The following is a 26,933-nucleotide window of genomic DNA, read 5'->3' as shown; positions in this document are numbered from 1 at the left end:
CGCGGGCGTTTGCCTGGAGTACATGACACAGGTTCGGGAAGTCGTTGCGACGCGTCCGATTTCGGCGCTTCGCGGCCGGCTCGGCGTCGGCGCGCTGACAGCGGCCACGTTCACGGTGGTGACCTCGGAGATGCTGCCGGTTGGCCTGCTCACTCCGATCGGCGCGGCGCTGCGGGTGAGTGAAGGCCGCGCCGGTCTCGCGTTGACGGTGACTGGCCTGGTGGCCGCACTGTCGGCGCCGTTGGTCACTGCGGCGCTGCGCCGGGTGGAGCGCAAGGTCGTGCTGTGCGGGTTGATGGCGGTGCTCGCGCTCGGCAACCTCGGGACGGCCTGCGCGCCCGGTTTCGGCGTGCTGATCGGAGCCCGGGTACTGGTCGGCGTCGGTATGGGCGGGGTGTGGGCGATCGCAGCGAGTCTCGCTGCGCGACTGGTGCCCGCGCGCTCGGTGGCCACCGCGACGTCGCTGATCTTCTCCGGTGTCGCGGTCGCTTCGGTGCTCGGGATCCCCGCGGGCACCGTCCTGGGCGCGCTCGCCGGATGGCGGATGGCGTTCGTGGCCGCGGCCTGCCTCGCGCTGGCGGTGCTCTGGGCCATGGCGGCCTTGCTGCCGCGGCTGCCCGCGACGGAAGCACTGCCGTTGCGGGGCGTGTTGCGGCTGACCCGGCAACGGGGCTTACGCGTCGCGCTGCTCGTGGTGGCGTTCCTGGTCACCGGCCACTTCGCCGCCTACACCTACGTGCGGCCGGTGCTCGAGGAAGTGACCGGCGTCGCCGCGGCGGCGGTCGGGACACTGCTGCTGGTCTACGGAATCGCCGGGGTGGCGGGAAATTTCGCGGCAGGAGCGGCGGCGGCGCGGACACCACGGAAGACTCTGGTCGTGATCGGCTCGATCCTGGCCGCGGCCGCGATCGCCCTGCCCGTGCTCGGCGGTTCGTTTCCCCAGGCGATCGTGCTGATGATCGTGTGGGGCGTGGCCTACGGCGGCGTCTCGGTGACCACGCAGACCTGGGTCTTCGCCGCCGCGCCGCAGGCGAAGGAAGGCGCCTCCGCGCTGTTCGCCGGAGTGTTCAATGCCGCCATCGCACTGGGATCGCTGACCGGCGGCGTGGCCGCGGACGTGATCGGCGTCGCCGCCGCCATGCGGCTTGGCGGGACACTCGCGGTCGTAGCCGTAATCGTCGCCGCGCTCGGGAACGGTATGCGGCGGCCCTGAACGGCGAAAAAGCAGCTGCGACATCCTGTTTCCGGCACCTATCATCGCGTCCGTGACTCTGCGCGCGATACCGGCTTCGATGGACCCGGCGGTGGTCGGGTCCATCGATGGTGAGCTGGACCGGGTGGAGCGGGAGCACCGGGTCTCGATCCGGCTGGCGATCGAAAGCGGCAGCCGCGCTTGGGGATTCCCCTCTCCCGATTCGGACTACGACTGCCGGTTCGTCTACGTCGCGGCGCTGGAGACCTACCTTTCTCCGTGGCGCGCCCGCGATGTGGTCGAGACGCCGCTCACGGACCTGCTCGATGTGAACGGCTGGGATCTGGCCAAGGCGCTGCGGCTGCTGGTGCAGGGCAACGCGGTGCTCGTCGAGTGGCTGATGTCGCCGATCGTGTATCGCGGCGATACGCGATTCCGCGATCGGTTGCGCGCGGTGGCCGACGAGGTCGCCGACCGCGACCGGATCGCCCGGCACTATCTGCATCTCGGCGCCAAGCAGTGGGCGCTGTACGAGCGCACCGGATCGCTGAAGAAGGTGTTCTACGCGCTGCGTCCGGCGATGGCGCTGCGCTGGCTGCGCGAGCATCCCGCGGATGCGGTCGCGCCGATGCATCTGCCTACGCTGATGCGGCAGTGCGAGCTGCCCACCGAACTGTCGGCGGCGGTGGACGAGCTGACCGACCTGAAGTCGCGGACCCGCGAGATGGGCAGCGGATCGGCGCCAGTGCCGATCACCGAGTTCATTGCCGCCGAATTCACCTGCGCGGCAGAGGTGTTCCGCCGGTCCGGTGATCGCGACCGCACGCGTGCCCGCGCGATCACCGCGGAATTCTTCCGTTCCGAGGCGCTGGCGGGCTGACGCCTACGCCCCGGAAGCCACCGGCTCCTCCGTGTCGGGGGACTCGGCGACCGCGTCGGCATGGGCCCGCGCGAGCTGTTGCGTCGCGGACGGCCGGTCCGGGTTCGGGCGAGGTATGCCGAGGTGGCTCTCGCGGAGTTCGTCCATGAACTCGGCCCACAATCGCGGACCGCCCGCCTCGAGCAATTCGGCCCGCACCCGAAGACGCCGGGTGGTCGTGCGGTGGCGCAATCCCCACGCGCCGAGCTGCGCCATGACCGGCACCAATTGAATCGCCGGTTCGGTGAGCCGGTACTCGGCCTTCTGACCGGGCCGGGTATCCGCGCGGCTGAGCAGTCCGGCCGCCACCAGGCGCTTGAGCCGATCGGAGAGGATGTTGGAGGCGATGCCCTCCTCCGATCCGGCCAGCAGCTCACGGAAGTGGCGCCGGTTGCCGAACATCACGTCGCGCAGGACGAGCAGCGTCCACCGGTCGCCGATGACCTCGATCGTCGCGTTGATCGGGCACCCCGAACGTCCGTCCTCGCGCATACGGCGCTCCTCTCGCTCGACACCTACTGCTTGCAATATACAACCAGTTCCCCGTACGCTGCGTAGGACCGATTGCAAAATGCAATCACTTAGCGGAATGAGCGAACCGGTGCCGAAGCTGCGCGTACACAACCTGGCGATCTCCCTCGACGGCTACGTCGCCGGTCCGAACCAAGGGCCGGACCATCCCCTGGGCGAAGGGGGGATGCGCCTGCACGAGTGGGTGTTCGCGACTCCCTACGCCAATCCGGAGGCGACGAACGAACCGGGCATCGACGACGACTTCCTGGCCGCGGGCGATCGCGGCGTCGGAGCGACGATCATCGGTCGCAATATGTTCGGCCCGATCCGCGGCGAATGGCCGGACCACGAATGGAAGGGATGGTGGGGCGACAATCCGCCGTACCACCACGACGTCTTCGTCCTGACACACCACCCGCGCCCGTCGTTGTCGATGGAGGGCGGCACGACGTTCCACTTCGTGGACGACACCCCCGAAGCGGTGCTGCGCCGGGCATTCGATGCGGCGAACGGCCGAGACGTGCGCCTGGGCGGCGGTGCTGCCACCGTGCGCGCCTACCTGCGGGCGGGCCTGATCGACGAGTTGCACCTGGCTGTCGTCCCGCTGCTGCTCGGATCGGGGGAGCGCCTCTACGACGGGCTCGGCTCGCTGCCGGGCTACGAGGCCGCAACCGTGTCGCACTCCCCCGCCGTCACCCACGTGACCTTCACCCGCTCCGCAGCGTAAACCCCCTGAACAGGGGAAAGGCCCCACACCATCCCGGTGCGGAGCCTTTCGGAAGCTAAGTCGCGATCAGAGAACGCGGACGTCCTGGGCCTGCGGACCCTTCTGTCCCTGGCCGATCTCGAACTCCACGCGCTGCCCCTCATCGAGGGACCGGAAACCCGAGCCGCTCACAGCCGAGTAATGCACGAAGACGTCGGGCCCCCCGCCGTCTTGCGCGATGAAGCCGAAGCCCTTCTCGCTGTTGAACCACTTCACAATGCCTTGAGCCATTTCATACTTTCTGTAGACGAGCCAGGTAGGTGTTATCGATATGCCCTGGTCTCGTAGATCAACGATGCCATGATCCGACGAATTACTCACGTTCCGCACCACCAACTGTGAGCTAACGCTCACGACGGCGCTCGGCTCCGTCGTCCGCGAGTGCACTCGCGACGCTCGCTCAGCGGCGGCTTGTCCTTCACCTCCAACGCTCGGTCGGGTCCCGATCGCGCAACATCGCCGGGGCCCGCTCGTCGGATACCCGCACTTTTCACCGAATAACACTCGCCGCCCTCCCCGGCGAGCACGCCCCCGCCGATCTGGGCTACCGCACCGGACAGCAGGAGACTTCTACCTCGGCACAACTCGACAGCGATGCACTTTTGCTACCAATTATGTTGTGCCGCAATGTATCTCAGCGTACCACGCGCAGACTCCACCTCCAGCCTAGGTCGGCGGATCACCGGGTGCACTGTTCGTTAAGTTCTGTTCACGAGCCGAGATAGCGCACCTGCCGCGGTTTGGCCTCGTCGTAGGCGGCACGGCCCGTCAGATGCTCGGGCACACCCACCTCCCACCAGGCGCCCGCGTCGGTCCACGCCGACGGCCGCGTCCGCACGACGAGCACGGCCGGACGGCGCTCGACGCGCGCAGCCGCGCGCGCCCGCTCGTACGCGTCCCGCAATTCGTCCAGATCGGCAGCGGTGAAGACGCAACAGCCCAGGGCGGCGGCATGGGCGGCGAAATCGACCCGGGGCGGCTGCTCGAGCGTGCTGCGGCAATCGGCGTAGAAGTTGTTGAACGGCTCGCCGCCCTGCCCCTCCTGCAGCCGCGAGATCACGGCGTAGCCGTCGTTGTCGCAGACCACCGCGACGAACGGATGCCCCGCGAACGCCGCCGAGAACAGCTCCGAGTTCAGCATCAGATACGAGCCGTCTCCGAGCAGGGTGGTCACCACCCCGCCGGTGCGGGCCATGGCCGCGCCCCACGCACCCGCGAGCTCGTAACCCATGCAGGAGAAGCCGTACTCCACGTCCATGGCCGGCGCGCCGCCGGTCGCCCGCCAGCCGCCGATCAGTTCACCGGGCAGGCCGCCGGAGGCTGTCATCACGTAATCGCCCGGACCGCTCAGGTCGTTCACGACGCCCACCACCTGGGCATAGCTCGGCATGCCCGGAGTCGGCGCGCGCAGTTGGTCGATATGCGCGTCCCACGTGCGGCGGAGCGCGGCCGCGCGAGCGGTCCACTCCGGATCGACCAGCCAGTCCCCCATCTGCCCGTCCAGTTCACGCACGGTGGCGTCGGCGTCGCCGAGCACCGCGCGAGCGCCGTGTTTCACGGCGTCGAACCGTGTCACGTTGATCGTGACCAGACGGACATCCGGTGCGAAGACCGTCCAGGACGCGGTCGTGAAGTCCTGCAACCGGGTCCCGATCGCGAGGACCAGATCGGCGTCGGCCGCCATCGCGTTCGCCGACGCCGAGCCGGTGATACCGAGCGGTCCCGCGAACAGTGGATGTTCGTGCGGCACGAGGGAGCGGCCCGCGGTTGTCTCCACGACCGGAATGCCATGGCGTTCGGCGAATCGCAGCACGGTCGGCCCCGCTCCCGAGTAGCGGACGCCGCCTCCGAGCACCAGCAGCGGACGGCGGGCGGCGCGCAGTACGGCGACGGCATCGGCAAGCGCTCGCTGATCGGGCCGGGGCCGGGAGAGACGGTGCGTCACCGGCTCGAAAAGCGCGGCGGGAAAGTCATAGACCTCGGCTTGGACGTCCTGCGGAAGCGCCAGGACGACCGGACCGGCCGCAGCCGGATCCGTCAGCACGCCAGCCGCTTGGGGCAGGGTCGCGAGCAGCTGTTCCGGGCGGGTGACGCGGTCGAAATACCGGCTCACCGCACGGAACGCGTCGTTCACCGTGACGGTCGGGTCGCCGAAGTGCTCGACCTGCTGCAAGACCGGATCCGGCGCCCGTCCGGTGAAGGTGTCGCCCGGGAGCAGGAGCAGCGGAAGGCGATTCGCGTGCGCGACGCCCGCCGCCGTCACCATGTTGAGCGCGCCGGGACCGATCGAAGAGGTCGCGACACCGACCTGACGCCGGTGCGTGGCCTTCGCATAGCCGACGGCCGCGAGCGCCATGCCCTCTTCGGTGTGCCCTCGCCAGACCGGGAGTTCGGCGCGCCGCTCGTGCAGGGCGGTCCCGAGGCCGAGCACATTGCCATGACCGAAGATCGCGAAGACGGCGGGGAACAGCGGCACGTCGCGGCCGTCGAGCGTTTCGGAACGCTGGGCGATCAGCCAGGCCACCAGCGCCTGCGCCGCGGTCAGTCTCATCCGATCCGTCCTTCGCGGGAGGTGACCGGACAGCGCGGGTCGAGCGGCTCGGCGTCCCAGCGCGCCCGCACCCAGCTGTGGGCCGGGTCGTCGCAGAACGCCATAGATCGCTCGGGCGCGGGGCCGGCCAGCACGTTGAGGTAGTACATGGGGTAGCCGGGCGCGGCGATACACGGGCCGTGGTAGCCGTGCGGGATCAGGAAGACGTCACCGTCTCGGACCGCGACGTTCTCGTTCACCGCCCCGTCGGCCGTGTAGGTGCGGTGCATGCCGAATCCGTCGCGCGACGGCGTGACGCCGTCGCGTCCGGCGATGCGGAAGTAGTAGATCTCCTCGTTGACGACTTCGCAGTCGCTCGCCTCGTCGTGCTTGTGCGGCGGGTAGGACGACCAGTTGCCGTCCGGGGTGATCAGCTCACAGGCATTGAGTTTGTCCGCGTGCTCCCACACGCCGGGAATCCCGAAATTGGTGACCTGACGGGTCGCGCTCCCCGCGCCCCTGATTTCGACCGGGACGTCCTCGGCAGGGCCGTATCTGGGATCCAGCCGTTTCCCGCAGCGGGCCATCGGCAACGCCACCTCCAGGTCACCGTCCTCGGCCACCAGTTCCACCTCGGCGTCGCGCGGGACGTAGGCGAAATCCGTCACCCGGGTGAAGACCGACTCCCGGCCGGTCAGCGCGAAGTTCTCGCCGTCGACGCGCACCGCGCACGCTCCGGCCAGGGGCAGCACGAACGCTTCGAACTCGCCCGTCCGCACGATCCGCGACCGGCCCGCACCGATCCGCAGCACCCGCAGCCCGGCGAAAGCCCATCCTGCGGTTTCGGGCGTCAGCAGGATCGGATCGCCGTCGTGGCACAGCGTTCCCTCGGGACGATGCAGTGTCATCACACCTCCTCTCTACGCTTTTCGGGGTACCGGCGAGCGGCTCGCTCCGCCAGCGGAAAGACTCGATCACCGCGCACAAGGCTGGAGCCGACACAGAGACGCTCGGCCGACCACCGTTTCATCGAGCTTCCTTCAACAGCTGGGCGGCAGTCGCGACCGCCCTGGCGACGTCGCCGTCCGGCGGGTACAGCAGGGTGCGTCCCACGACGAGACCGCGGACCACGTCGTGGCCGAGCGCCCCGCCCCACAACGCGCGATCCACCGCTTGGTCGCCGGACGGCGCACCGCCGAGCACGAGCACCGGCAGGGTGGTCGCGTCCAGTACCGAGGTATCTTGCGGGGCAGGTATTTTTAGCCAGGTGTAGGCCGAGGTGACGCCGAGCCCGGAGGCCACCGTGATCGCCCGCGACAGCGACAGCGCATCCTTGCTCATCACCAGCGCCCCGGAATCGTCCCGGTGGTACGGCAGCGGTTCGACCATCGCCATCAGCTCGTGCGCCGCCAGCTCCGAGACCGCCCGCGCGCAGGCTTGCAGCGTCGGCACGGTACCGGCGTCGGAATCGACCAGACGCAGCAGCATCTTGCCGCCGTCGAGCCGGAATCGCGCGAGGGAATCCGCGTCGTATCCGGTGAAGCGGTCGTCGATCTCCCACTCCGCGCCCGCCAGGCCGCCGCGGTTCATCGATCCGATCACGACCTTGTCGTCCAGCGCGTCCAGCAGCAGGAGTTCCTCGACCACGTCCGGCGAGCCGAGCACGCCGTCGACGTCCGGGTCGGCCAGCGCGATGAGCAACCGTTCCAGCAGCGTGCGCCGATCCGCCATGGCCGTGCGGTCCGCGCCGACGCCGAGCGCGCCGCGAGCCGGATGGTCGGCGGCGACGAGAAACAAGGTCTGCTTACCCGCCAGCAGGTCCGCGCGGCGCACCCGCTTCGCGTAGGCACGTTCGATCGCGGCCGGGTTCGTCGCACGCACGTGCAGCAACTCGCGCCAGCATTCGTCGGTCACCCGCATGACAGCTCCTCCTTTCCGCGCTTCCATGCGTGGGCCACACAGCAGCCCAGGGTCCGCAGCTCACCCACCGCAGCTCCATCCGGTCCCCGGGCCTCCGGTTCGCGCGCAGCTCACCGGACCGCGGCGCGTCAGATCCGCGTGGTTCACCCGGGATCCGGCTACTCCGGTCCGCGCCCGGGTCCCCCGCACGGGTAGCTCCACTGTCCCGCCTCGAGTCAGCCGCGCCACTGTGCCCTGACCTCGGCCGCGCCCCAGTAGCACGGCAACTCCGGCTCGACCCCCAGCCCTACGGCAACTTCGACTCGACCCCGCCCCAGCCCTACGGCAACTCCGGCCCGGCGCCGTCTCTGCGGCACGGCAACTCCTTCGGCCCCGCGTGGGCCCATCCCAACAGCAACCTGCCGAGCTCTGCCCCAGCTCGCAGACATCGCAGCTCCTCGACTCCAGCGCCGACTCGGCGGCGCAGCAGCTCGTCGACCCCCGCGCCGGTTCACCCGCACACCAGTTCCTCGATCTCCGCGCTGGTCGGCATCGCGTCCGCGCAGGCCAGACGCGCGGCGACCAGTGCGCCCGCCGCATTGGCGTAGGTGGCGATGCGCCGCGGATCCCAGTCGGAGAGCAGGCCGTGAATCAGCGCGCCGCCGAAACCGTCGCCCGCGCCGAGTCCGCACACCACGTCCACGCGGCACGGCGGCACCGTCCAGCGTTCCTCGGCGGTGGCCACCAGCACGCCGTCGCCGCCCTGTTTGATCACCGCGAGGCGCACCCCCCTGGCGAGCAGCCGATCGGCCGCGGCGTCCGGATCGGCGGTGCCCACCGCCACCTCGGCCTCGGCACGGTTGCCGACCACTACGTTCACGTGGTCGACCATCCACCCGATCTCGGCCCGCGCGGTGTCCACGTCGGGCCAGAACATCGGCCGGTAATCCAGGTCGAGCACCGTGTGCCCACGTCGTGCGCGCCGCAGCAAGATCTCCCGCTGGGTACCGCGGCCCGGTTCGGCGCTCACCCCGGTGCCCGTGACCCACAGCAGCGGCACGGCGTCCACGACTTCCCAGGGCACCTCGTCCGGGGTGATGGTCAGATCCGGCGCGATCGGCGCACGGTAGAACAGCAGCGGCGGATCGGACGGCGGCGTCAGCTCGCAGAAGACGACGGGCGTCTGCAGGTCCGGCGCGGTCGTCACGTAACGGGACGAGACGCCGAAGTCCTCCAGCGCGGTGCGCACGAAGTCGCCGAAGCCGTCGGGGCCCACTTTGGTCAGCACGGCCGAACGACGGCCGAGCCGCGCGGCGGCCACAGCGACGTTGGTGGCGGTACCGCCCAGGAACTTCGCGAAACTGCGTACCTGCGCCAGGGCGACGCCGCCCTGTTCGGGATATAGGTCCACCCCGACGCGGCCGATGGTCAGGGCCTCCAGCTCGCCCGCGTTCACGGCGTCACCACCTGCCGCAATTCGTGCTGCAGCGCCTCCAGTTCCGCCCCGCCCGCCATCTGGCGGGTCAGTTCGGGCAGCTCGATCTCGGACTTCTCGTAGGAACCGAGCACCGCGCCACGCTTCAGCAACAGGAACCGGTCGCCGACCGGATAGGCGTGGTGCGGGTTGTGCGTGATCAGCACGACCCCGAGCCCCCGGTCGCGCGCCCGCACGACGTACTTCAGCACCACCCCTGCCTGTTTCACGCCGAGCGCCGCGGTCGGCTCGTCGAGGATCAGCACCTTCGCGCCGTAGTGCACGGCACGCGCGATCGCGACGCACTGCCGCTGCCCGCCGGACAGCGTGCCGACCGGCTGTTCCATATCCCGGATCTCGATGCCCATGTCCGCCAGCGCGGTGCGTGCGATCTCGCAGCCTTTCTTGCGGTCCAGCAGCCGGAAGGGGCCGTAGCCGTAGGTGGGCTCGGACCCGAGTACGAAGTTGCGCCACACGCTCATCAGCGGCACCACCGCGAGATCTTGATAAACGGTGGCGATGCCGCGATCCAAAGCCGCACGGGGCGATGCGAACCGCACCGATTCGCCTCCCACGCGCAGGTCGCCGCGGTCGTGCCGGTGCACTCCGGCGAGGATCTTGATCAGTGTCGATTTGCCCGCGCCGTTGTCACCGAGCACGCAGGTCACCTCGCCCGCGTTCACCACCGTGGACACCTCGCGCAGGGCGACGACGCCACCGTAGCTCTTGCCGAGATCGACGGCCTCGATGAGGGAAGTCATCGGCGCACCCTTTCGGCTCGTTTCTGGAATCTGTTGTTGACCAGCACCGCCGCCAGCAGCAGCACACCGAGGAACAGCATGAACCAGTCGCTGTCCCAGCGGGCGAACACGATGCCCTGGCGCGCCATGCCGAAGATGAGCGCTCCGATCGCGGCGCCGACCGCCGAGCCGAAGCCACCGGTGAGCAGGCATCCGCCCACCACGGCGGCGATGATGTAGTGCAGTTCGAGCCCGACGCCCTGATTGGCCTGCACGCTGGCGAACCGCAGGATATTGCAGGAACCCACCACCCAGGCCGCGAACGCGGTGCCCATGAACAGCAGGATCTTGGTGCGGTCGGCGGGCACGCCGACCGCGCGGGCGCTCGGCAGCGCACCGCCGACGGCGAAGATCCAGTTGCCGAACCGGGTGCGCATCAGGATCGTCGCGGCGATCGCGGTCAGCACGATCCACCAGACCACCGAGGCCTGCAGGTGGGCGTCGCCGAGGTCCAGGGTCGAAGCGAACACCCAGCCCGCCGAATGGTAGCCGTCCGCGCTCCGCACGCCCGACACCTGCACCGTGCCGGTGACCAGGCGGGTGACGCCGAGGTTCAGGCCTTGCAGCGCGAGGAAGGTGCCCAGCGTGACGATGAAGCTCGGCAGGCCGGTGCGCATCACCACCCAGCCGTTGAACGCGCCGACGGCCAGCGCGAACACGAGCGAGGCGAGCAGCGCGAACCACACGTTCCAGCCGGCGTGCACCGCGAGCAAGGCGGTGACCAACGCTGTGGAGGCCGTCATCACGCCCGCCGACAGGTCGAACTCGCCGCCGATCATCAGCAGCGCCACGGCCACCGCCATGATGCCGAGCGTGGAGGCGTCGTCCAGCCAGGTGGCGACGCCGAGTGGGCTCAGGAACCGGTCGGTGACGAGCGAGAAGAACACGAACACCAGCAGTGCGCCCAGCGCCGCCCCGATCTCCGGCCGCACGGCCAGGCGTTGCAGCGGGGACAGCCCCTTCGACTCGGATGTCTCTGTGGCAATGGTCATCTCATCGGTCATCTCATCCGCTCCCGGCCTCAGCGCGTGCCCTGCGCCACCAGCGCGGCGACGGCGTCGACGTTGTTCTTGTCGACGAAGCCGGGCCCGGTCTGCACCGGCGCGCCTCCTCCGACGGTGTTCAGGTTCGTCCGGTACAGCCGCAACAGCACGATCGGCAGATAACCCTGCTCGTACTGTTGCTGATCGACCGCGAACAACAGCCGCCCGGCGCGGATCGCCTCCACCACTTCGGCATTCAGGTCGAAGGTGGCGACGGTCGCGGGCGATCCGGCCTCTCGGACGGCGTCGACAGCCCGCGCGGCGACCTGGGAGTTCAACGTCAGCACCGCGTCGATGGACCGGTCGGCTTCCAGCGCCCCCTTGATCCTCGATTGCGCGTCGGTCGGATTGTTGATGTCCACCTGCAGCGTGGTCCCGGCGCCGAACGCCTTCGTCGCGCCCGCGCAGCGTTCGTTCGCGCCGATATTGCCCGCCTCGTGGATGACGCACAGCATCTTCCGGCGCCCGGCCTCGGCGAGCCGTCTGCCCGCGGCCTGCCCGGCCAGCGATTCACTCTGACCCACATGGACGAACGCGCCGAACTTCGCGCTCTCCGACTCGCCCGAATTGATCGTCACCACCGGAATGCCAGCGGCCACAGCCTTTTCCACCGAAGGTCGCAGCGCCTCGGGATTCGCCATCGAGACGACGAGTCCGTCGACGCCCTGCGCCACCGCGTTGTCGATCAGCTTCGCCTGCTGGCCCGGATCGCCGGAAGCGTTGTACTCCACCCGGATCCCCAGATCCTTGCCCGCGGCCTCCGCGCCGTTCTTGACAACGTTCCAGAACGCGTCGCCGGGGCTGCCGTGGGTCACCACCGCCACCGAGTTCACCGTCCCCGCGGCAATCGGCGTCTGCGAAGGAGCGGGCGCGTCGGCGCCGGGGCCGCTGCACGCGGCCAAGAGAGTGGCCGTGGCGACGCACGTCAGCAGACGGGCCGAGCACCGTGCGGTCGCACCGCGTCGTAGCCGTAGCGACATCGTCACCTACTGGATTCCGGCCGGGGCGAGTGCGATGCCGGTGAGGAACCGCAGGCTGCGCCCGGTGTCGCCGCTCGGCTTCCCCGCCGAGTCGGACGCGCGCAGCGCGGCGTCCTGCTCCAAGACGTACCAGCCCCGATAGCCCGCGTGCCGCACGGTGCGCACGAGTGCCGCGATGTCGACGTCACCCTCGCCCAGCGGCACGTACAGCCCGCGCCGCACCGCTTCGCTGTAGTCGAGTTTTCCGCCGCGCACCTGGTCGGCCAGCGCGCCGCGGACGTCCTTGAGGTGGATGTGCCCGATCCGCTCCGGGTGCCGCCGCGCGAGCCGGACCGGGTCGGCGCCGCCGACCAGCAGATGTCCGGTGTCCAGGCAGAGGTCGAGATCGCAATCGGCGAGGAACCGCTCCACCTCCGCCTCACTCTCCACATGGGTGCCGACATGCGGATGCAGCACCGTCCGCAGCCCGTACGCGGCAGCGGCATCGCGGATCCCGATGGCGGTGTCGATCAGCGTGCGCCATTGCGCGTCGTCGAGTTGCGGGCGCTCGTCGTATCCCCCGAGCCCGGTCGCGGCGGCGAGCACGAGGACGTCCGCGCCCGTGGCGGCCAGCAGCGCGGCCGTGCGCTCCGCTCGCGCCATGGCGTCGGCCCGGTCGCGGTGCAGCACGACGGCGAGGAAGCCGCCGACAGCGGTGATCCCGAAGTCACCGAGCAGTCGGCGCAACTCGCCCGGGTCGCTCGCCAGATAGCCGGGTGGCCCGAGTTCGGTGGCGGACAGGCCGAGCGCGGCCATCTCCGACAGAACGGTGCGCGCGTCGAGGATGTGACCCCAGCCGGGGACCTCGCAGACTCCCCAGGAGATCGGCGCGGCCGCGAGACGCAGCGGGTGGAGGGATTCGGTCATCGGCACTTCTCCGACCTTCGATATCGAGTTGACGCCGCAGTAGTTGGAGCGCTCCAACTATGTAACGCAGGTCATAGCGTGTCAAGAGTGTGCGGCGTACCGGTCAAAACGTCTCTACCAGCTGTTATTACACATTTTCCGATGGACTCGCAGACAGCGGATTCCGATTGGAGCGCTCTATTGATCGGCTGGGACGCACCGCGTATCGTCCGTCCCGGCAGGGAGCGCGAACGGGGAACGGAGGCGCCATGGCACGGCCGACCATGGAAGACGTCGCCGCGCGAGCGGGCGTCTCCCGCGCCCTCGTCTCGCTCGTCATGCGCAACTCGCCGAAGGTCAGCGAGCACCGCCGCCGCGCCGTGCTGGCCGCCGCCAAAGACCTCGGCTACCAACCGCACATCCTGGCTCGTGCCCTGGCCAGCCGCACTTCCAGCATCGTCGGCGTGCTGGTCTCCGACCTGCGCAACGCCTTCTTCGCCGACGTCGTCGAAGGCATGGACACCGCCGCGCAGGAGTGCGGCCTCGAACTGATCCTCAACACCGGCCGGCGCAGCGCCGCCCGCGAACGCACCGCGCTGGAAAGCCTGCTCTCCTTCCGGCCCGGAGGCGTCATTTTGCTCTCGCCCATCCTGCCCGCCGCCGCCATTCGCGAAGCGGCGCAGCAGGCTCCGCTGGTGCTGGTGTCGCGCACCTCCACCGGCACCGGCATCGACACCGTCAACGACGACGGCGAGGCGGGCGCCACCCTCGCCGTCGACCACCTGGTCTCCCTCGGACACCGGCGCATCGTCCACCTCGACGGCGGCGGCGCTTTCACCGCCGCGCCACGCCGCAAGGGCTACCGCACCGCCATGCGGCGCCACGGCCTGGAACCGATGGTCGTGCCGAGCGAGCACACCGACGATGCGGGCATGGCCGCGGTGCGCAAACTGCTGAATCTCTTCTCCCGCGACGCCTTTCCCACCGCGCTGGTGTGCGGCAACGACTTCAACGCCGTCGGGGCGATGTCCGCGCTGGAGGAAGCGGGGCTTCGGGTGCCGGAGGACGTCTCGGTGGTCGGCTACGACAACACCTCGCTGGCTGCCCTGCGACACGTCGCGCTGACCACCATCGACCAGCCCCGCATCCGGATGGGCCGCCTCGCGATCGAGGCGCTCGCCGAACGACTCCGCGACGGCCGCACCGCCCCGGCCCGCCGCCGGGTGGAACCTTCGCTCGTCGTCCGCTCCACCACGACCGCTCCACGCTGAACCCCGGAGCCCTGCCCACGCACGTCGCGATTCCACACGAAGGAGAGCCGATGTCCTCCCACCGAGCCGTCACGCTGGGCCTCGCCGGAACCGGCCGCATCGGGACCTCGCACGCCGAGACCCTGCGGAAACTGCCGAACGTCGCCACCGTCCTGGTCGCCGACGCCGACGCCGCCCGCGCCCGCGCCACCGCCACCGACCTCGGCGTCGACTTCGCCCCCGACCTCGACACCCTCTTCGCCGCCGACCTCGACGGCCTGATCATCGCCACCGCCACCGACTCGCACCCCGAACTGATCATCCGCGCCGTCGACGCGGGCATCCCCGTCTTCTGCGAAAAACCCGTGGCCGCCGACATCACCGGCACCCTCGCAGTCCTCGAACACATCCGCGACTCCCCCGTCCCCGTCCAAATCGGCTTCCAACGCCGCTTCGACGCCGGCTACCGAGCGGCCCGCGAAGCCATCCGCTCCGGACGGCTCGGCTGGCTACACACGTTGCGCGCGACGACCCTCGACCCAGCTCCCCCGCCCGCCGAATACATCGCCCGCTCCGGCGGCATCTTCCGCGATTGCGGAATCCACGATTTCGACATCATCCGCTGGGTGACCGGGCGCGAGATCACCTCCGTCTACGCACTCGGATCCAACCGGGGCGCGTCATTCTTCGCCGAGACCGACGACGTCGACACAGCGGCGATACTGCTGCGCTTGGACGACGGAGCCCTCGCCACCGTGTCACTGACCCGCTACAACGGGGCGGGGTACGACGTGCGGCTGGAAGCGTTGGGCTCCAAAGGAAATGCGATAGTCGGTCTGGACGACCGAGCACCGCTGACTTCCGTCGAGCCCGACCACAACCCCTCCCCCTATCCTCCTTATGGGGGGTTCATGGAGCGGTTCCGCCCGGCGTATGCCGATGAACTGGCGGCGTTCATCGAGGTCGCGACCGGGCAACTCGACAATCCCTGCCCTCCGGTCGACGCGCTGGAGGCGTTCTATGTCGCTGAGGCGTGCGAGATTTCGCGGCGCGAGGGTCGAGCGGTGAACATCGCCGAAGTCCGCAGTTGACGCCGTCGGCAGTCTCGACTCGCGCACAAAGCCCTGGACGTTGCCTTAGGGGCCAGGATTCGGTTGCAATCGCTCAGTAGCCACCTTTAGGCGTTTGATCAGGTTTGTCCGTTCATCAGGACTCAGCCGCCGCGCACGGTCATAGAGAACATCAAGCTCCGACCGCAATCTCCTCCCGCTTGAGAGCCACAGCAACAGCCGCGCCTTGTCTGACCTTTTAAGGCCCTTGACCTGGGCATATACCTCGTCGAGCGTTTCCGGAAGTCCAGCTTCTTCGCGCACGGGCTCGTTGCAGCGCTTACATTCGGCTTGCAGATTGTCGATGTCATCGCTGCCACCGAGTTCTTGCGGGATACGGTGCCCGATGGACATCACCGCATTGCCTAGAGGCGGATCGGGATACGGTTCCCCGTTGGCCACACCGCAGATGACGCACCTGTGGCCGTCGCGCTCGAGCACACGCCGCCGAAGCGCAGGGCTGATTTTGCCAGATGTTTTTGGCCGGGGACCAGCACCCGGGTGCCATCCCTTCTTCCCGACTCTGTACTCATCAGTGCGCAACTGGCCATCCTCGTGAGAAGAGGGCAACCGCCAGCCGAGCTTGCGTAGTTCGCGCATCCGGCGATTGAAATGCTCTTGGTCATTCGGGATGTTGTCGGTGCCGACAGCTTCGCGAAGTTCACGAAGGGTGAAGCGGTCACCGATTTCCTTGTTGAAGTTTAGCCAGGCGGCGATCTTGCGCTCTGCGCCGAACTTCTGTTTCGAGTTGGGAGCGAACTCAAGAGTCCACCAAAGCTGGCCGTTGGGGGCATACGCGTCGGGCGGGTATTCCTGGCTGCTCATGCGACAACCGGCCCGACGCACTGCTTGCCCCGATGGCCGAGGTGCGGATCGGGATTCGCCGACGGGGAGGCGAGAAACATTCGAGAAAGGTACCTCTCAACTGTGGACTGAAGGGCAGGACTACACTATCCGGCGACTGTCACACGCGTTGGCGGGGTTGAACTTAGGGCGGTTCGCCAGTGGGTGGCCGCTCCAGTAGCAGCCGCGTACCAACCTCTCGCGGTGCGGGTTTCGCCTTCCAGTCTCCGCGAGTAAACCGAAGCAAAGACCACAGCAAGAGTGTAGTTCTAAGACCCGCGTAGTCGTAGCCTTTAGCGAAAGGCCAGTTGCGCACGTCCTTCACTGCGGCAACTGGCCCTATGCGGACCTCAACGGCGCATCGCGCGGCGTACCAGCGCGGCGCACTGGTTGATCTGCTCCGTCGGCGGCACGTGAACCTTCCCATACGTGCGCTGCAATCGCATCTCGAACCTTACAACCTCGAACTGGGGCTGATCCGAAAAGTACTCTTCAGTACTACTCTTGCGGCCCATGTCGCCAGACTTGAACATGCGATTGCCAATGTATAACTCGAGCAGTACGTTCTCACACCATGCGTCGGCTCGGAACAACGCATCGGCAAGGGGATGGAACCGCATCGGCAACCCTCGTTCACGCAACGCTGCGATCACGTACAGCTCACGCAGGAACGAGTAGTAGAAGTTGCCGATCCGCCAGCGCATCGCATCGCGAGCTTGTTTGTACCCGAACCCCTCCACCTTCGCCGATGCGACCATCTCTCGCGCCGGCTCCCACAACCAACGCCGCACCACGTCACCCTGGCACCATTCGTAGAACTCGTCCCAGCTGAAGAGTCGCTGCACCTCTTCCAGCATGAGATGGAAGAGGTGGGTGAACGCGAAATCTGGGAACCAGTCCCGGATTGAACCGACCTCTTCAGCCTCTGCCCTCTTCACATTGCCGAGCGCATGCGATGTCTGCAACTGCACGATGTCCTTCGACGCAATTGCGTACGGAGTTGACGTGACATGGGCGAGAACGGTCTCTGCCACATGCCTGCAACCCTCACGGTTCGTCCACCACTCCAGCTCGCTTTTCGCGATCCGCCCTCCCGACGTAAAGTGCTGTACGACCTCGCCGCTGCCGGTTGTTGTGCCCATATACTCACCACGCCTCAAGCCCTAGAGCCTGCTCGAACCTACTGCCGTCGAGAACGATACGATGAGCCTCCGACAAGCGGCGAGATCCTGCTGTGACCACGCAGATAAGCAGGCGACACGCTCGGCATCATCGCTTCTGCACCCGCCGAACACTGTGCAAGCCGACGCGCCATGCCAGCCCCCCGGGAGCCACGGGATCACGAGGCAGCGAGACCCGAACTCGGCCGCCGGACCAACGCACCGAGGAGCGCCGAGTCCAGCCGCAGCCGACCATTGAAAAAGGCGTGACCCCGAGTCGTTATAACCCAAGCGTTACGAAGCCCCCGTGGGTGCAGCGCTTCTCGCCACACCCACAGCCGCTTAACTTAGCTGATTCTGGAGCGGTTTTTCTCGAAACTCTCGTGCCGCGAATGATCACGCTGTCCCATGAAGGCGCGGAAGCCTCCGAGCCGATATAAGACCAGGCCGTCGCGCTCTTTCTCTTCTATCTCAAAGTCCCGGCTGAGCATCTCAATGCGGCGAGCTATTTCGAGCTCGTTCAAATATGCCTCTGACTTATTGGCTATATCAGCCATGGTCATATATTCGCCACTGTCACGCAGCACTCGGTAGATCGGATCCACTGCGGATTTAATTGCTGAAACATCGAAGGCGGCAGCGCGGTCCTCTTCGTCTTCAGCATTGAGAGCAGCAGCGATTGCCAGCCCAAGAGCTTTGGCCACCGGCGGCGGAAATGCGTTTCCGATTTGTCGATATTTCGCAGTCTTACGGCCTTCGAACTTCCAACGAAATTCACCGTCGTTCCACCCTTGGAGACGCGCGACCATCTCCGGAGTAAGTTTGGGCCCCAGAGCAGTTATAGACCGATCGTTTCGAGAGTATGGCTTGTCGTCGTCGTGCAGGCCATAGCCATCGACGCCCATTTCCTTCCAAGCGAGCTTTGCACGCGTGGGACCGAGGTCCGCCCCTCCATGCTTCTTCGATCCGCCAACAATCGTCGGGGCGGGTCCGTTAGCACGTTTCACCCATGCATCCAGAGCATCGGCATCATCGAATACCTTTTTGCATTCCATGAGATCGCGTAGCGCCTCGCCCACCGTCGGGGCTTTTCCAGGCTTTTCCGGCCAGCGGAAAGACCGGAAGTAGCGATGCCGCATTGCGATCAGCACGAAGCGTGGCCGCAGCTGAGGAACGCCAAATTGGCGAGCTTCGATTAGCTGCCATTCTGCCGAGTATCCAAATTCATGAAGCCTGTCGAGAACATGCTGCCGATAACCGGCGAATCGCGGCATGCTGAGCCCTCGAACATTCTCCAGCAAGAGCGCGCGAGGCTGGATTATCGCCACCTGCTCGACCGCCCAGGCAAACAAGTCACGCTCATCATTTGCCCCCAACTGCTTCCCAGCGACCGAGAACGGAGGGCACGGCACTCCACCAGCCAGCAAGTCGATGGGAGGCTTTTCTGACGTCGGGCTGTAGTCCGCCGGGTTCCAAATACTCTCGTCAGCAACATCGCCCTGCCGAATATCCCATTTCGGACGGTTCTTCTTGAGCGTCTTTACTGCAGTGTCATCGAGCTCTATCGCCAGCTCGTGCTCGAAGCCAGCGCGCTCGAGGCCGAGAGCCTGACCGCCTGCGCCAGCGCAGATCTCGATGACCCGAAGTCCTGTCACAACGATGCCTTTCGGTGTCGTGGCCGGCGGCGTCCGGGCCAATCGTGAGGAGTATCTTTCCGTAGGGCGTCTTTCCTCGTACAGCCGGAGTGGACATGACTGAGAGCAAGGCGGAGATGGCCCGGCGGACGGCGCATGAGCGAGGCCTGTATCCGGCTCCGCTTGATGCTGGCCGCTCTCGCAACATGCAGGCGAACCGGCGAGCCGACACCAAGCCCGAGGTGACGCTTCGCCGCGCCTTGCATCGACGTGGGTACCGCTACCGCAAGGACCTTCGCCTGGAAGTTGGCTCCGTGAAGATCCGCCCAGACATCGTTTTCACCGCCCGCAAAGTCGCCGTGTTCGTGGACGGGTGCTTCTGGCATGTCTGTCCTGTACACGGTCGGCAGCCGACTACCAACGAGTGGTACTGGGCGCCGAAGCTTCGCCGCAATGTCGAACGGGATCGCGCAGCAGACGCGGCCTTGACCGGTGCAGGGTGGAAAGTTGTTCGTCTCTGGGAGCACGAGGAGCTCGAGGCTGCTGTGCAGGCCGTGCTTTGCGCTCTGGGAGACGGGCTCGAACATGCGAGCGATCTTAGAGCGAGGGTCTGACAATCGAACCGACCACCCGCCGCGTCCGTAAATGTAGTTTGTGATGTCGGTCAGAATCAGTCTCGGAGTCCTCGTCGGACGAGGCCAGTCGCGCCGTAGGAGAGGACCACTTCGAAGCTGATCATCGAGTCTGTGCACGCTGCGACCTCGCAAGTCCCTGGGTCTGAGGCCCGGATCGCCCGCTACACCGAGCCCTAGGAAAGATCGTCGCGATCCAGGAGTGCTGGTATCAACACATCCAACAGCGATACCTCATCGGCGACCGCGAGACCTTCAATAATTGGGTCAAGGATCGACGCGGCATACAACCGCCCGGTGTCGGGGCCTGCGACATTGCGCGCACTGACGATTAACTCATACAGCACAACGGCGGACAGGCGAATACGCTCGGTATCACTCAGTCCGCCGCGAGCAGTCGCCGCTGTCGCAGCGTCAAGCGCGGCCAGCACGTCCATGAGTACGTCGATCTCAGCCTCCGCGCGAGCGTCGTAACTCACGACTGGGACCGGCTGTCGGCCCGAGTAGACGAATCGAGAGGATGGAACTCCGTGCTTTCGCCGTGAAATGTAGTGTGGTCGTCCACCACGCGAATGCCGGTCCATGGGCACCGACTGCGGGTCGAACCTGTCGTGACGACATGTGGCGCGATCCGCCCTGCGACAAGCGGCACAACGAGATCGACGCAGGCGTTCGACGGACAGCGCACCGCCAGGAGTTCACCTCTCGCGTGATCGAACTTCGTCACGCCGCAATGCGTCGCGGTAATCCATGGTTCGCATTCCGGGCCGCACCCGTGCGGGTCATCGGGCATGGTGCACCGGTCCCCTCCGCGTGCTCGCACGCTGGACAGCAACACTCTCCCGAATCGCATCCACCACGGCGCGTGCGGACGGCCGGAACGAGTCGCGCGGGGGCTGGACCCATGCACGGAACAGACCCGGTCGCTGGCCTGGACCAGGTAGAGCGATGATCCCTCCGCCACGGATGATGGAAACCTGCAAGCGCGACATCTCCGCGAACAGCGCTATCCCGTCCGGAAGGTCCGCACCCGCCAGGTATGTCCACCGTTGCGAACGCGGATGAGTCAGAATTGGGCCCGTCTCCGGACCGTGGCACTCCAACCGCGCCTTCACCTCAGAACCTATGAATGCCGGCATCATCAGTCCGCAGACGATCCCGGTGCGGATCACAATGCGGCCCGTGTGCGGCGGATATACCTCAGCGGGCAGGCCACACACATTTCGGTAGAAGTGGCACACCGACAACGGCGTGTCCTTGATGTCGTTGGGCGAACTCATTCGGGTGTCCCCTCCGCCAGGTTCAACGTGGTCAGCACCCGCCGCCGGGGAGTCGGTGGAGGTCCGATCTCAACCCGGCGGCGGGGCTGCTTTCAGCTTCACCAGCTCAGACCCGCGATCCCAGACACAGCACTCACACAGAAGTAATACGCTTGCGCCAGCATGCATTGCAGGGGAAACAGGGGTGAGCATGATCGTCAGCAAGTGGACAAAGGTGGAGGTCAAGGCGCTTCGTTTGGCGGCCCTACGGCTGACGCAGGAGCAGTTCGCCGAGAGGGTGGGCTTCACAACCGCGACGATTCGTAAGTGGGAGCGCGCAACCTACGCGAAGCCGGTTCGGAATGAGTCAGCTGAAGCGTTGGACACCGAGCTTGCTCGACTCACCGACGAACAGCGTGCTCGTTTCCGCGCCGAGATCAACTCCGTACACGAGGCTACGGTGCCGCTTGTTCACCCGCGCTTCGCCGGCATACCAAGCGCTAGCCTGGTCATAGATCGTCACGATAGTGCGCCGGAAGTCGAGGACATTGTGAAGCGACGTGAATTCGGAATGCTACTCAGTGCCGCGTTCTTCGCGGCAGGTGGTGATCGACCTCCGGCTCGGCTCGGGATCGCCGACGCGCAAAGGCTCGACGCGCTTGCGGCCGAGTTCGGACGCCGCGAGCAAGTCGTCGGTGGCGCTGCTCTTGTGAGCGACGCCGTTCAAGGACTCGAAGCAGCGAAACACCTCTTGGATACCTGCGCTTTCTCCGAACCGGCGGGCCGCGCATTCACCAGTGCCGCAGGAGAACTCGCGACTATTGCGGGTTGGCTGGCCTATGACGCTGATATGTACCCTCTCGCCCGTAGTTGCTACGCCGATGCGTTCGCGCTGGCCAGTCAAGCCGGTGATGACGAACTGACTGTGCATGTCTGCCTCAACGCCGCACAGATGGCGCTGTCACGGCAACGCACGGGCGAAGCGAATCCGCATCGCGCCCTAGCCCTCGCCGGCCGCGCTCGGGCGCTCACACGCGGCCACGCACCGGGTCGAGTTCATGCCCTTATCGCAACACGTGAGGCACAAGCGTACGGAATCCTCGGCGAGCGCATGGCCTTCGGAAAGTCCATGGCCACCGCCTGGCGGGAGCTCGATTTCGCGCTCGACCATGAGTCGCGCGAGGACTGCCCACCGTGGTTGCGGTTCGTTAATGCCACCGAAATCAGAAGCCATGAAGCCCGCGGTTTCAGCCACTTGGGCGATCGTGCGAGGTCGGCGGACCTGTGCTCCGGGTTGGCGGTGAGTAAGACCAGTGCCCGTAACTCTGCCAACTACCGCGCAGGATCTGCGGCGGCACTCGCCGACCTGGGTGACATCGGCACTGCAGTAGAGGAGGGCATGTCGGTTCTCGCCGACCTGGAGAACTCCGTGTCCTCCACTCGCACACTGCGCCTGCTCGAACCAGTGCGAGTAGTCGCGGAAGGCCGTTCCGAAGAGTTCTCGACACGATTTGATGAGCTGGCGGGAAGGACGAACACCGCATGACCTCCGAGCAGTCCGCGTTGTCCGACCTCAATTTCCAGCACTACACAGCCGCGCAGGCCCGTGAACTTCGCGGCGACGTCGAACGCATCTTCCTCGACTCCTACGTCGATGCGATCGAGTCCGGTGAGGAGTTCGAATCCTTCGAGGCGTTCATGCACCGATTCGACGCCTACACCGACCCCGCTCGTGCCGGTGCGTTCGAGTTGGTGATTGCCCGTTCCCATGGCGAGTCCTGCGGGCAGGCGTGGGGATGGCCGCTCACCGCCAAGACTGCGTGGTGGGATGGACTGCGGCTGGACGAAGGTGACCAGGCCGCGTTCACCGTCGAGGATGGTTCCCGCACATTCGCTTTCAGCGAGATCATGGTGCGCAAGCAGTTCACCGGTCGAGGTATCGCGCGTGCCCTGCACGACAATCTGCTCGCGGGTCGGCCGGAGCAGCGGGCGACACTGCTGGTTCGGCCGGAGAATCATCGGGCGTATGACAACTATCGCCGGTGGGGGTGGTACCGCGTCGGCACTCTGCGGCCGAGTTGGCCCGATGCCCCTCGGTTCGACGTCCTCATGCGTGACCTGCAGCAGGCCGGGTAATCGCATCGTCTACGGACACGCACAAGCGCAGGAGTGGATATCGAGGACGCACGCCGCTACGCCGCCGCGATATGGCGGCAGGAGAATATGACGAGGTCCGAACGCCTGGCGGCGGTGAAGGCGGACGCCCACGCTCGTGGCAAGGAACCCTTCGATCTCGGCCGGCTCGAATCGCTGTGCGACACCAGCGACGAGGGGCGGATGGATCCGACACAGTGGCGGAAACGCAAGTTCGAGCTGATGTATTACAGCCATCCCGAGATGATGACGATCGAAGATCTCGCCGAACACGTCATGACGATGCGGGGATGGATAGGGTGATCAGCGAATGACCCGGGGGCTGAGCAGGAAAAAACATTCCGGCAATTGGCATTTCACCAACTGCGGATTGATCGTGTGCGCGCCGGGGCGTTGCTAGCATCGGGCGGTTCGGTGGCAGGGGTTCGAAGATGCAGGGAGGGAATGGATGAGCGACGTCTCGGGCTGCGATCGTCGGCAGAAGCGGGTCATGGCGTCGCGCCGTGTCTCGTGCACCTTGCCCGCCCTGGTAGCCATGGCGCTGGTGTCGAGTGGGTGCGGGGCCGGCGGCACCGCCGCTCCCCGCCCGATCGTCACCACGGTCTACACCACCACCTCGAAGCCACCGGCTCGCACGACTCCGCCGGTGACCAGCACTCCGCCACCGACGACCACTTCTCGGATCACCTCGGCCACGCCGACCACCGACACCGCGCAACCGATCCACGTCGGGATCTGTGTCGACCAGACGACGAACACCCGGGTGATCGATGACCTGTGCGACACCACCGACAACCGCTACGCCACCTTCTGGTACCGGCACGCCGATGCCCTGGTGTACCCGGCGGTCGGGGCCGCGGTGATCCTGGCCGCCGGGACCTTCCTGCGCCCGAGCGGAACCGCGGTCCACGACCGAGGCGTTCCGGCCAGTGGTGGCACGATCCAGCGTGGCGTACTCGGCCAGGGCCGCCCCGACATCGGCGGCGTCGGCTCGTAGGCAACCTGATCCCCGGTCGCGACGGGGATCTCGGCCGGGCTCGCGACGGCGGGAAGCACAGTCGGCTCGCCTCGCCATGAGATGTGACCGGGCTGGGGGCTTACCCTGCCGGAACCGCGGCGATGCGGCGATGACGTAGCCATCCGCGGACGCCGATGGCCAGCGGCACCAGAACGGTGAGAAACCCGGACACGGGCTCGAACGCGAGGCCGAACGCGGTGAGCACGGCGATCGCGGTGAGGATCGGCGCTGGTACGTAGCCGCGCGTTCGCTCCGTCTCGATCACGGCGATGCCGAAGCCCACGGCGGCGACTCCGAACGCGGTGAACCAGAAGGCGAGTTCGGTCTGCTCTCGACCGGTCGCCCAGATGACGACGCCGAGCGCGGTATGGGCCGATCCGATGAATGCGAGCAAACCGCCCGTCAGCGGGAACACAGTTTTTGAATCCATATTCCTAAACCTTGCCTTAGGCTGTCTCCCATGGCAAGACCCCGGCGCTTCACCGACGACCAGATCCTCGACGCCGCGCGCGATTTGCTTGCCGATCCGGCGATCACCAGGCCCACCATCGCCGCGATCAGTGCTGCCTCCGGCGTCCATACCGGATCGATATACGTGCGCTTCGCCTCCCGCGAAGAGTTGCTCGCCCGGCTGTGGCTGCGCTCGATCCAGCGCTTCCAGACCGGACTGGTCGCGGCGCTGTCGGGAGCCGACCCGCTGCTCGCCGCCGCGATGCACCTGCCGCGGTACTGCCGTGAGCATCCCACCGAAGCTCGTGCGATGAAGATGTTCCGGCGTGCGGAACTGCTCGACGTGGGCTCCGCCGAGTTGCGCGCCGACATCGCCGCGGTCAACGACCGAATGAACGACGCGCTGCGTGCCGCCGTCGCGGCGGAGTTCGGCGACGCCGACGAACATCGCATGGCGATCGCGGTGGCCGCCGTCAAGGCGATTCCCTATGGGCTCGTCCGCGAGTACATCGCGAACGCGGCGCCCATTCCGGACTGGGTCGACGACGTGACGGCCACCGCGACGGCCGCGGTTGTGCACAAGTTACGTCCCACGCTGGGCGGTGGGTCGGGTGGGCGGCAGCGGCTCAGGTAGCGGCCGAGCCCGGCCCGGTGATGTCTTCGCCGGGTCGCCCGAACGCGGATGCGGTGAGCGGGAGGGAATCCTCCCGATCTGCCCTGCGGATTCACCGGCAGCCGCACCGTACCGGAGCGGAAATCGGGTCGCATTCGGGTATGACGCCTTGCGGCGGACCGAGTCACGCCGGCAGCAAACGGGCGATGACCTCGGTCAATTGCTTGACGTTCCGGCACTCGTGCATCGTCACGCAGTCCGCGTAGACATGGGCGGCGGAATCCCCCGTCGACCACGATCGCGAGGGCTCCGGATTCAGCCAGTAGGTGTGCTTCGCCCGGTCGGCGATCGTCCGCACCGCAGTGAGATTCGGATCCGTGCGGTTGGTCCGCGCGTCGCCGAGGATGAGAACCGAGGTGCGCGGGCCGAGGGCGTCGGCGTAGTTGTCGAGGAACCCTTGGAACGCTTCGCCGTAATTGGAGCTGCCGAAGCGAGCGACCTCGGTGGAGCGAATGATTCGGGCGGCGGTGCCGGGTGCCGGAGGTTCTCCCGGGGTGAAGAAGGAGGTGATCTCGTCGCAGGTGTCGACGAAGCCGAAGCTGCGGACCTTGCTGAATTGGTCTTGCAGCGCCTGGATCAGGTGGAGGGTGAATTCGGCGAAACCGGTGACCGAGCCGGAGATGTCGGCGAGGACGACGAGATCGGGACGGCCGTGTTTGCGGGCGCGCAGCACCGGGTCGATGGGGACGCCGCCGGTGGACATGGAGCGGCGCAGGGTGCGGCGCAGGTCGATCTGGCCGCGGACGGCTTTGCGGCGGCGGACGGCGAGACGGGTGGCGAGTTTGCGGGCCAAAGGGTGCACCAGGCGGCGCATTTCGGCGAGATCCTGTTCGCGGGCGCCCAGGAAATCGATCTGGTCGGTGCTGGATTCGACGCCGCGGCGGGCGATGTATTCGGTGCCGCGCAACTGCGCCGAGCGCAGGCGGGCCTCGGTTTGGACGGCGGTGCGGAACGCGGCGAGGCGGCGGTTGGCTTCGATGGTGTGGACAGTGGTGTCGAACGGGGAAGAGCCGTTCATGCCCGCCACGATGCGATCGATGAGTTCTTCCGCGCCTAGGGCTTTCATGGTCAGGTAAGAAGACCAGCCTGCGCCGGATGCGGTGGTGACCGGCGCGGTGGACTGCCCGGCGCCCGCGCCGCCGTAGCCGCCGAGTTCGGTCAGCGCTTGGCCGACCAGTTCGGCGACCGACTCCGAATCGTCCTGGGCCAGTGCGGCGACGAGCCGATCGCGCAGTGCTTCGATGGATTCGGGTGTCGACGGCTCGACGGGCTGCGGCTGCTGAGCGGTCAGGAAGTAGAGGTCGAAGAGTTGATCGAACACGGCGCGTTGACCATTGCGGCGCAGCAGGCAGGCGGCCATGCCGGAGCGCAGACGATCGCGATCCTCGATTCCGAGGGCGACCATCGCCTCAGCCGCATCGATGGTTTCACTCGGCCCCGCGTTGATGCCGTGATCGCGCAGCAGCCCGACGAACTCGACGAGGCGATCAGTGATCGAGTCCGAGCATCGGCGGCCCGTCCCACCGGCGTGGCCTTCAGCGATGCTCATGCCCGACTCCGGCAACCATGCATCGCACTGCCATCAGTGCGCCGGAGCGAAAACGCGAACGGGCGCGTCGACTGAGCTGCGAAGTGGATGCCTTGCAGCGCCGCAACGCTTCGTGGCTGCTGGCAGCCGCCTGGACGCCGGGAAGTGCGACCTTCCGGACCGACGTCACAGGGCCCACCTCCTCCCCCACCGGAGCGATGC

Annotated in this window: 27 protein-coding genes; 11 read left to right on the top strand and 16 right to left on the bottom strand. The window is 67.0% G+C overall.

Annotated features, from left to right (window positions below; all coding sequences use genetic code 11):
• The first annotated feature begins 22 nt into the window (after nt 1-22).
• Together NNI01S_RS09895 and NNI01S_RS09890 are read left to right on the top strand one after the other, a co-directional pair.
• Nucleotides 23-1,213: an MFS transporter gene (locus NNI01S_RS09895; protein WP_063019728.1), complete on the top strand. Its 1,191-nt coding sequence runs from the start codon at nt 23-25 to the stop codon at nt 1,211-1,213.
• Between the two features lie 52 nt (nt 1,214-1,265).
• Complete coding sequence (locus NNI01S_RS09890; protein ID WP_063019727.1) at nt 1,266-2,072, top strand: nucleotidyltransferase domain-containing protein; 807 nt, start codon at nt 1,266-1,268, stop codon at nt 2,070-2,072.
• A 3-nt stretch (nt 2,073-2,075) separates the two neighbouring features.
• Here the strand turns inward: NNI01S_RS09890 and NNI01S_RS09885 are convergent, their stop codons facing one another.
• Nucleotides 2,076-2,603, bottom strand: coding sequence for a winged helix-turn-helix transcriptional regulator (locus NNI01S_RS09885; protein ID WP_063019726.1), 528 nt, complete (start codon nt 2,601-2,603; stop codon nt 2,076-2,078).
• A 97-nt stretch (nt 2,604-2,700) separates the two neighbouring features.
• On the opposite strand from NNI01S_RS09885, the gene NNI01S_RS09880 reads away from it, so the two are divergent.
• The gene (locus NNI01S_RS09880) at nt 2,701-3,351 is read left to right on the top strand and encodes a dihydrofolate reductase family protein (RefSeq protein WP_218019174.1); all 651 of its coding nucleotides are present in this window, start codon (nt 2,701-2,703) and stop codon (nt 3,349-3,351) included.
• 66 nt (nt 3,352-3,417) lie between these two features.
• Here NNI01S_RS09880 and NNI01S_RS09875 read toward each other — a convergent pair whose 3' ends face one another.
• The 9 genes from NNI01S_RS09875 to NNI01S_RS09835 form a co-directional block, all read right to left on the bottom strand.
• Nucleotides 3,418-3,621 carry a cold-shock protein gene (locus NNI01S_RS09875; protein WP_014987157.1) on the bottom strand — a complete coding sequence of 68 codons (204 nt, stop codon included), beginning with the start codon at nt 3,619-3,621 and terminating at the stop codon, nt 3,418-3,420.
• Nucleotides 3,622-4,099: 478 nt separating this feature from the next.
• A complete protein-coding gene (iolD, locus tag NNI01S_RS09870) occupies nt 4,100-5,941 on the bottom strand; it encodes a 3D-(3,5/4)-trihydroxycyclohexane-1,2-dione acylhydrolase (decyclizing) (RefSeq protein ID WP_174554384.1) in 1,842 nt (613 codons plus the stop codon).
• Entirely contained in the window at nt 5,938-6,828 is an 891-nt protein-coding gene (iolB, locus tag NNI01S_RS09865) for a 5-deoxy-glucuronate isomerase (RefSeq protein ID WP_063019725.1), read from the bottom strand. Before iolB ends, iolD begins: the two co-directional genes overlap by 4 nt.
• Before the next feature lie 118 nt (nt 6,829-6,946).
• A complete protein-coding gene (locus NNI01S_RS09860) occupies nt 6,947-7,840 on the bottom strand; it encodes a Cgl0159 family (beta/alpha)8-fold protein (RefSeq protein WP_063019724.1) in 894 nt (297 codons plus the stop codon).
• A gap of 490 nt (nt 7,841-8,330) precedes the next feature.
• Nucleotides 8,331-9,275, bottom strand: coding sequence for a 5-dehydro-2-deoxygluconokinase (iolC, locus tag NNI01S_RS09855; protein WP_218019173.1), 945 nt, complete (start codon nt 9,273-9,275; stop codon nt 8,331-8,333).
• The gene (locus NNI01S_RS09850) at nt 9,272-10,054 is read right to left on the bottom strand and encodes an ATP-binding cassette domain-containing protein (RefSeq protein ID WP_063019723.1); all 783 of its coding nucleotides are present in this window, start codon (nt 10,052-10,054) and stop codon (nt 9,272-9,274) included. The genes iolC and NNI01S_RS09850 overlap by 4 nt, the downstream gene beginning before the upstream one ends.
• Nucleotides 10,051-11,085 carry an ABC transporter permease gene (locus NNI01S_RS09845; RefSeq protein ID WP_063019722.1) on the bottom strand — a complete coding sequence of 345 codons (1,035 nt, stop codon included), beginning with the start codon at nt 11,083-11,085 and terminating at the stop codon, nt 10,051-10,053. Before NNI01S_RS09845 ends, NNI01S_RS09850 begins: the two co-directional genes overlap by 4 nt.
• Before the next feature lie 29 nt (nt 11,086-11,114).
• Nucleotides 11,115-12,116 (bottom strand): sugar ABC transporter substrate-binding protein, encoded by a 1,002-nt coding sequence (locus NNI01S_RS09840; protein ID WP_063019875.1) that lies wholly within the window; start codon nt 12,114-12,116, stop codon nt 11,115-11,117.
• 6 nt (nt 12,117-12,122) lie between these two features.
• A complete protein-coding gene (locus NNI01S_RS09835) occupies nt 12,123-13,022 on the bottom strand; it encodes a TIM barrel protein (protein ID WP_063019721.1) in 900 nt (299 codons plus the stop codon).
• A gap of 248 nt (nt 13,023-13,270) precedes the next feature.
• Here NNI01S_RS09835 and NNI01S_RS09830 point away from each other — a divergent pair, with 248 nt between their 5' ends.
• Both NNI01S_RS09830 and NNI01S_RS09825 read left to right on the top strand, forming a co-directional pair.
• A complete protein-coding gene (locus tag NNI01S_RS09830; protein ID WP_063019720.1) occupies nt 13,271-14,272 on the top strand; it encodes a LacI family DNA-binding transcriptional regulator in 1,002 nt (333 codons plus the stop codon).
• Between the two features lie 50 nt (nt 14,273-14,322).
• Nucleotides 14,323-15,342, top strand: coding sequence for a Gfo/Idh/MocA family protein (locus tag NNI01S_RS09825; protein ID WP_063019719.1), 1,020 nt, complete (start codon nt 14,323-14,325; stop codon nt 15,340-15,342).
• Nucleotides 15,343-15,387: 45 nt separating this feature from the next.
• Here the strand turns inward: NNI01S_RS09825 and NNI01S_RS33350 are convergent, their stop codons facing one another.
• The 3 genes from NNI01S_RS33350 to NNI01S_RS09815 all read right to left on the bottom strand — a co-directional run bounded on the left by NNI01S_RS33350 (nt 15,388) and on the right by NNI01S_RS09815 (nt 19,018).
• Nucleotides 15,388-16,185, bottom strand: coding sequence for an HNH endonuclease (locus NNI01S_RS33350; RefSeq protein WP_084488672.1), 798 nt, complete (start codon nt 16,183-16,185; stop codon nt 15,388-15,390).
• Between the two features lie 368 nt (nt 16,186-16,553).
• Nucleotides 16,554-17,345, bottom strand: a complete 792-nt coding sequence (locus NNI01S_RS09820) for a hypothetical protein (protein ID WP_063019718.1) — start codon at nt 17,343-17,345, stop codon at nt 16,554-16,556.
• A gap of 365 nt (nt 17,346-17,710) precedes the next feature.
• Nucleotides 17,711-19,018 (bottom strand): DNA cytosine methyltransferase, encoded by a 1,308-nt coding sequence (locus NNI01S_RS09815; protein ID WP_063019717.1) that lies wholly within the window; start codon nt 19,016-19,018, stop codon nt 17,711-17,713.
• Nucleotides 19,019-19,113: 95 nt separating this feature from the next.
• On the opposite strand from NNI01S_RS09815, the gene NNI01S_RS33345 reads away from it, so the two are divergent.
• Nucleotides 19,114-19,611: a very short patch repair endonuclease gene (locus tag NNI01S_RS33345; protein WP_084488693.1), complete on the top strand. Its 498-nt coding sequence runs from the start codon at nt 19,114-19,116 to the stop codon at nt 19,609-19,611.
• A 194-nt stretch (nt 19,612-19,805) separates the two neighbouring features.
• On the opposite strand, the gene NNI01S_RS09810 is transcribed toward NNI01S_RS33345, so the two are convergent.
• On the bottom strand, nt 19,806-20,108 hold the full coding sequence (locus NNI01S_RS09810; RefSeq protein ID WP_063019716.1) for a hypothetical protein: 303 nt from the start codon (nt 20,106-20,108) through the stop codon (nt 19,806-19,808).
• A gap of 991 nt (nt 20,109-21,099) precedes the next feature.
• Between NNI01S_RS09810 and NNI01S_RS34415 the strand changes: the two genes are divergently transcribed.
• From NNI01S_RS34415 to NNI01S_RS09790, 4 genes are all read left to right on the top strand, one after another.
• Entirely contained in the window at nt 21,100-22,434 is a 1,335-nt protein-coding gene (locus NNI01S_RS34415) for an NsdA family TPR-like regulatory protein (RefSeq protein WP_169812950.1), read from the top strand.
• Complete coding sequence (locus NNI01S_RS09800) at nt 22,431-23,024, top strand: GNAT family N-acetyltransferase (RefSeq protein ID WP_063019714.1); 594 nt, start codon at nt 22,431-22,433, stop codon at nt 23,022-23,024. Before NNI01S_RS34415 ends, NNI01S_RS09800 begins: the two co-directional genes overlap by 4 nt.
• A gap of 33 nt (nt 23,025-23,057) precedes the next feature.
• Nucleotides 23,058-23,345: a hypothetical protein gene (locus NNI01S_RS09795; protein WP_063019713.1), complete on the top strand. Its 288-nt coding sequence runs from the start codon at nt 23,058-23,060 to the stop codon at nt 23,343-23,345.
• A gap of 145 nt (nt 23,346-23,490) precedes the next feature.
• Nucleotides 23,491-24,039, top strand: a complete 549-nt coding sequence (locus NNI01S_RS09790) for a hypothetical protein (protein WP_063019712.1) — start codon at nt 23,491-23,493, stop codon at nt 24,037-24,039.
• A 100-nt stretch (nt 24,040-24,139) separates the two neighbouring features.
• Here the strand turns inward: NNI01S_RS09790 and NNI01S_RS09785 are convergent, their stop codons facing one another.
• On the bottom strand, nt 24,140-24,490 hold the full coding sequence (locus tag NNI01S_RS09785; RefSeq protein WP_063019711.1) for a DUF6463 family protein: 351 nt from the start codon (nt 24,488-24,490) through the stop codon (nt 24,140-24,142).
• A 30-nt stretch (nt 24,491-24,520) separates the two neighbouring features.
• On the opposite strand from NNI01S_RS09785, the gene NNI01S_RS09780 reads away from it, so the two are divergent.
• A complete protein-coding gene (locus NNI01S_RS09780; RefSeq protein ID WP_063019710.1) occupies nt 24,521-25,144 on the top strand; it encodes a TetR/AcrR family transcriptional regulator in 624 nt (207 codons plus the stop codon).
• A 163-nt stretch (nt 25,145-25,307) separates the two neighbouring features.
• Here NNI01S_RS09780 and NNI01S_RS09775 read toward each other — a convergent pair whose 3' ends face one another.
• A complete protein-coding gene (locus tag NNI01S_RS09775) occupies nt 25,308-26,732 on the bottom strand; it encodes a vWA domain-containing protein (RefSeq protein WP_063019709.1) in 1,425 nt (474 codons plus the stop codon).
• Nucleotides 26,733-26,933: the final 201 nt, after the last annotated feature.

Source organism: Nocardia niwae NBRC 108934 = DSM 45340 (genome assembly GCF_001613465.1).
Classification (GTDB): domain Bacteria; phylum Actinomycetota; class Actinomycetes; order Mycobacteriales; family Mycobacteriaceae; genus Nocardia; species Nocardia niwae.
The sequence above is the reverse complement of the archived record's forward strand: the minus strand, read 5'-3'. Positions and strand labels throughout refer to the sequence as shown.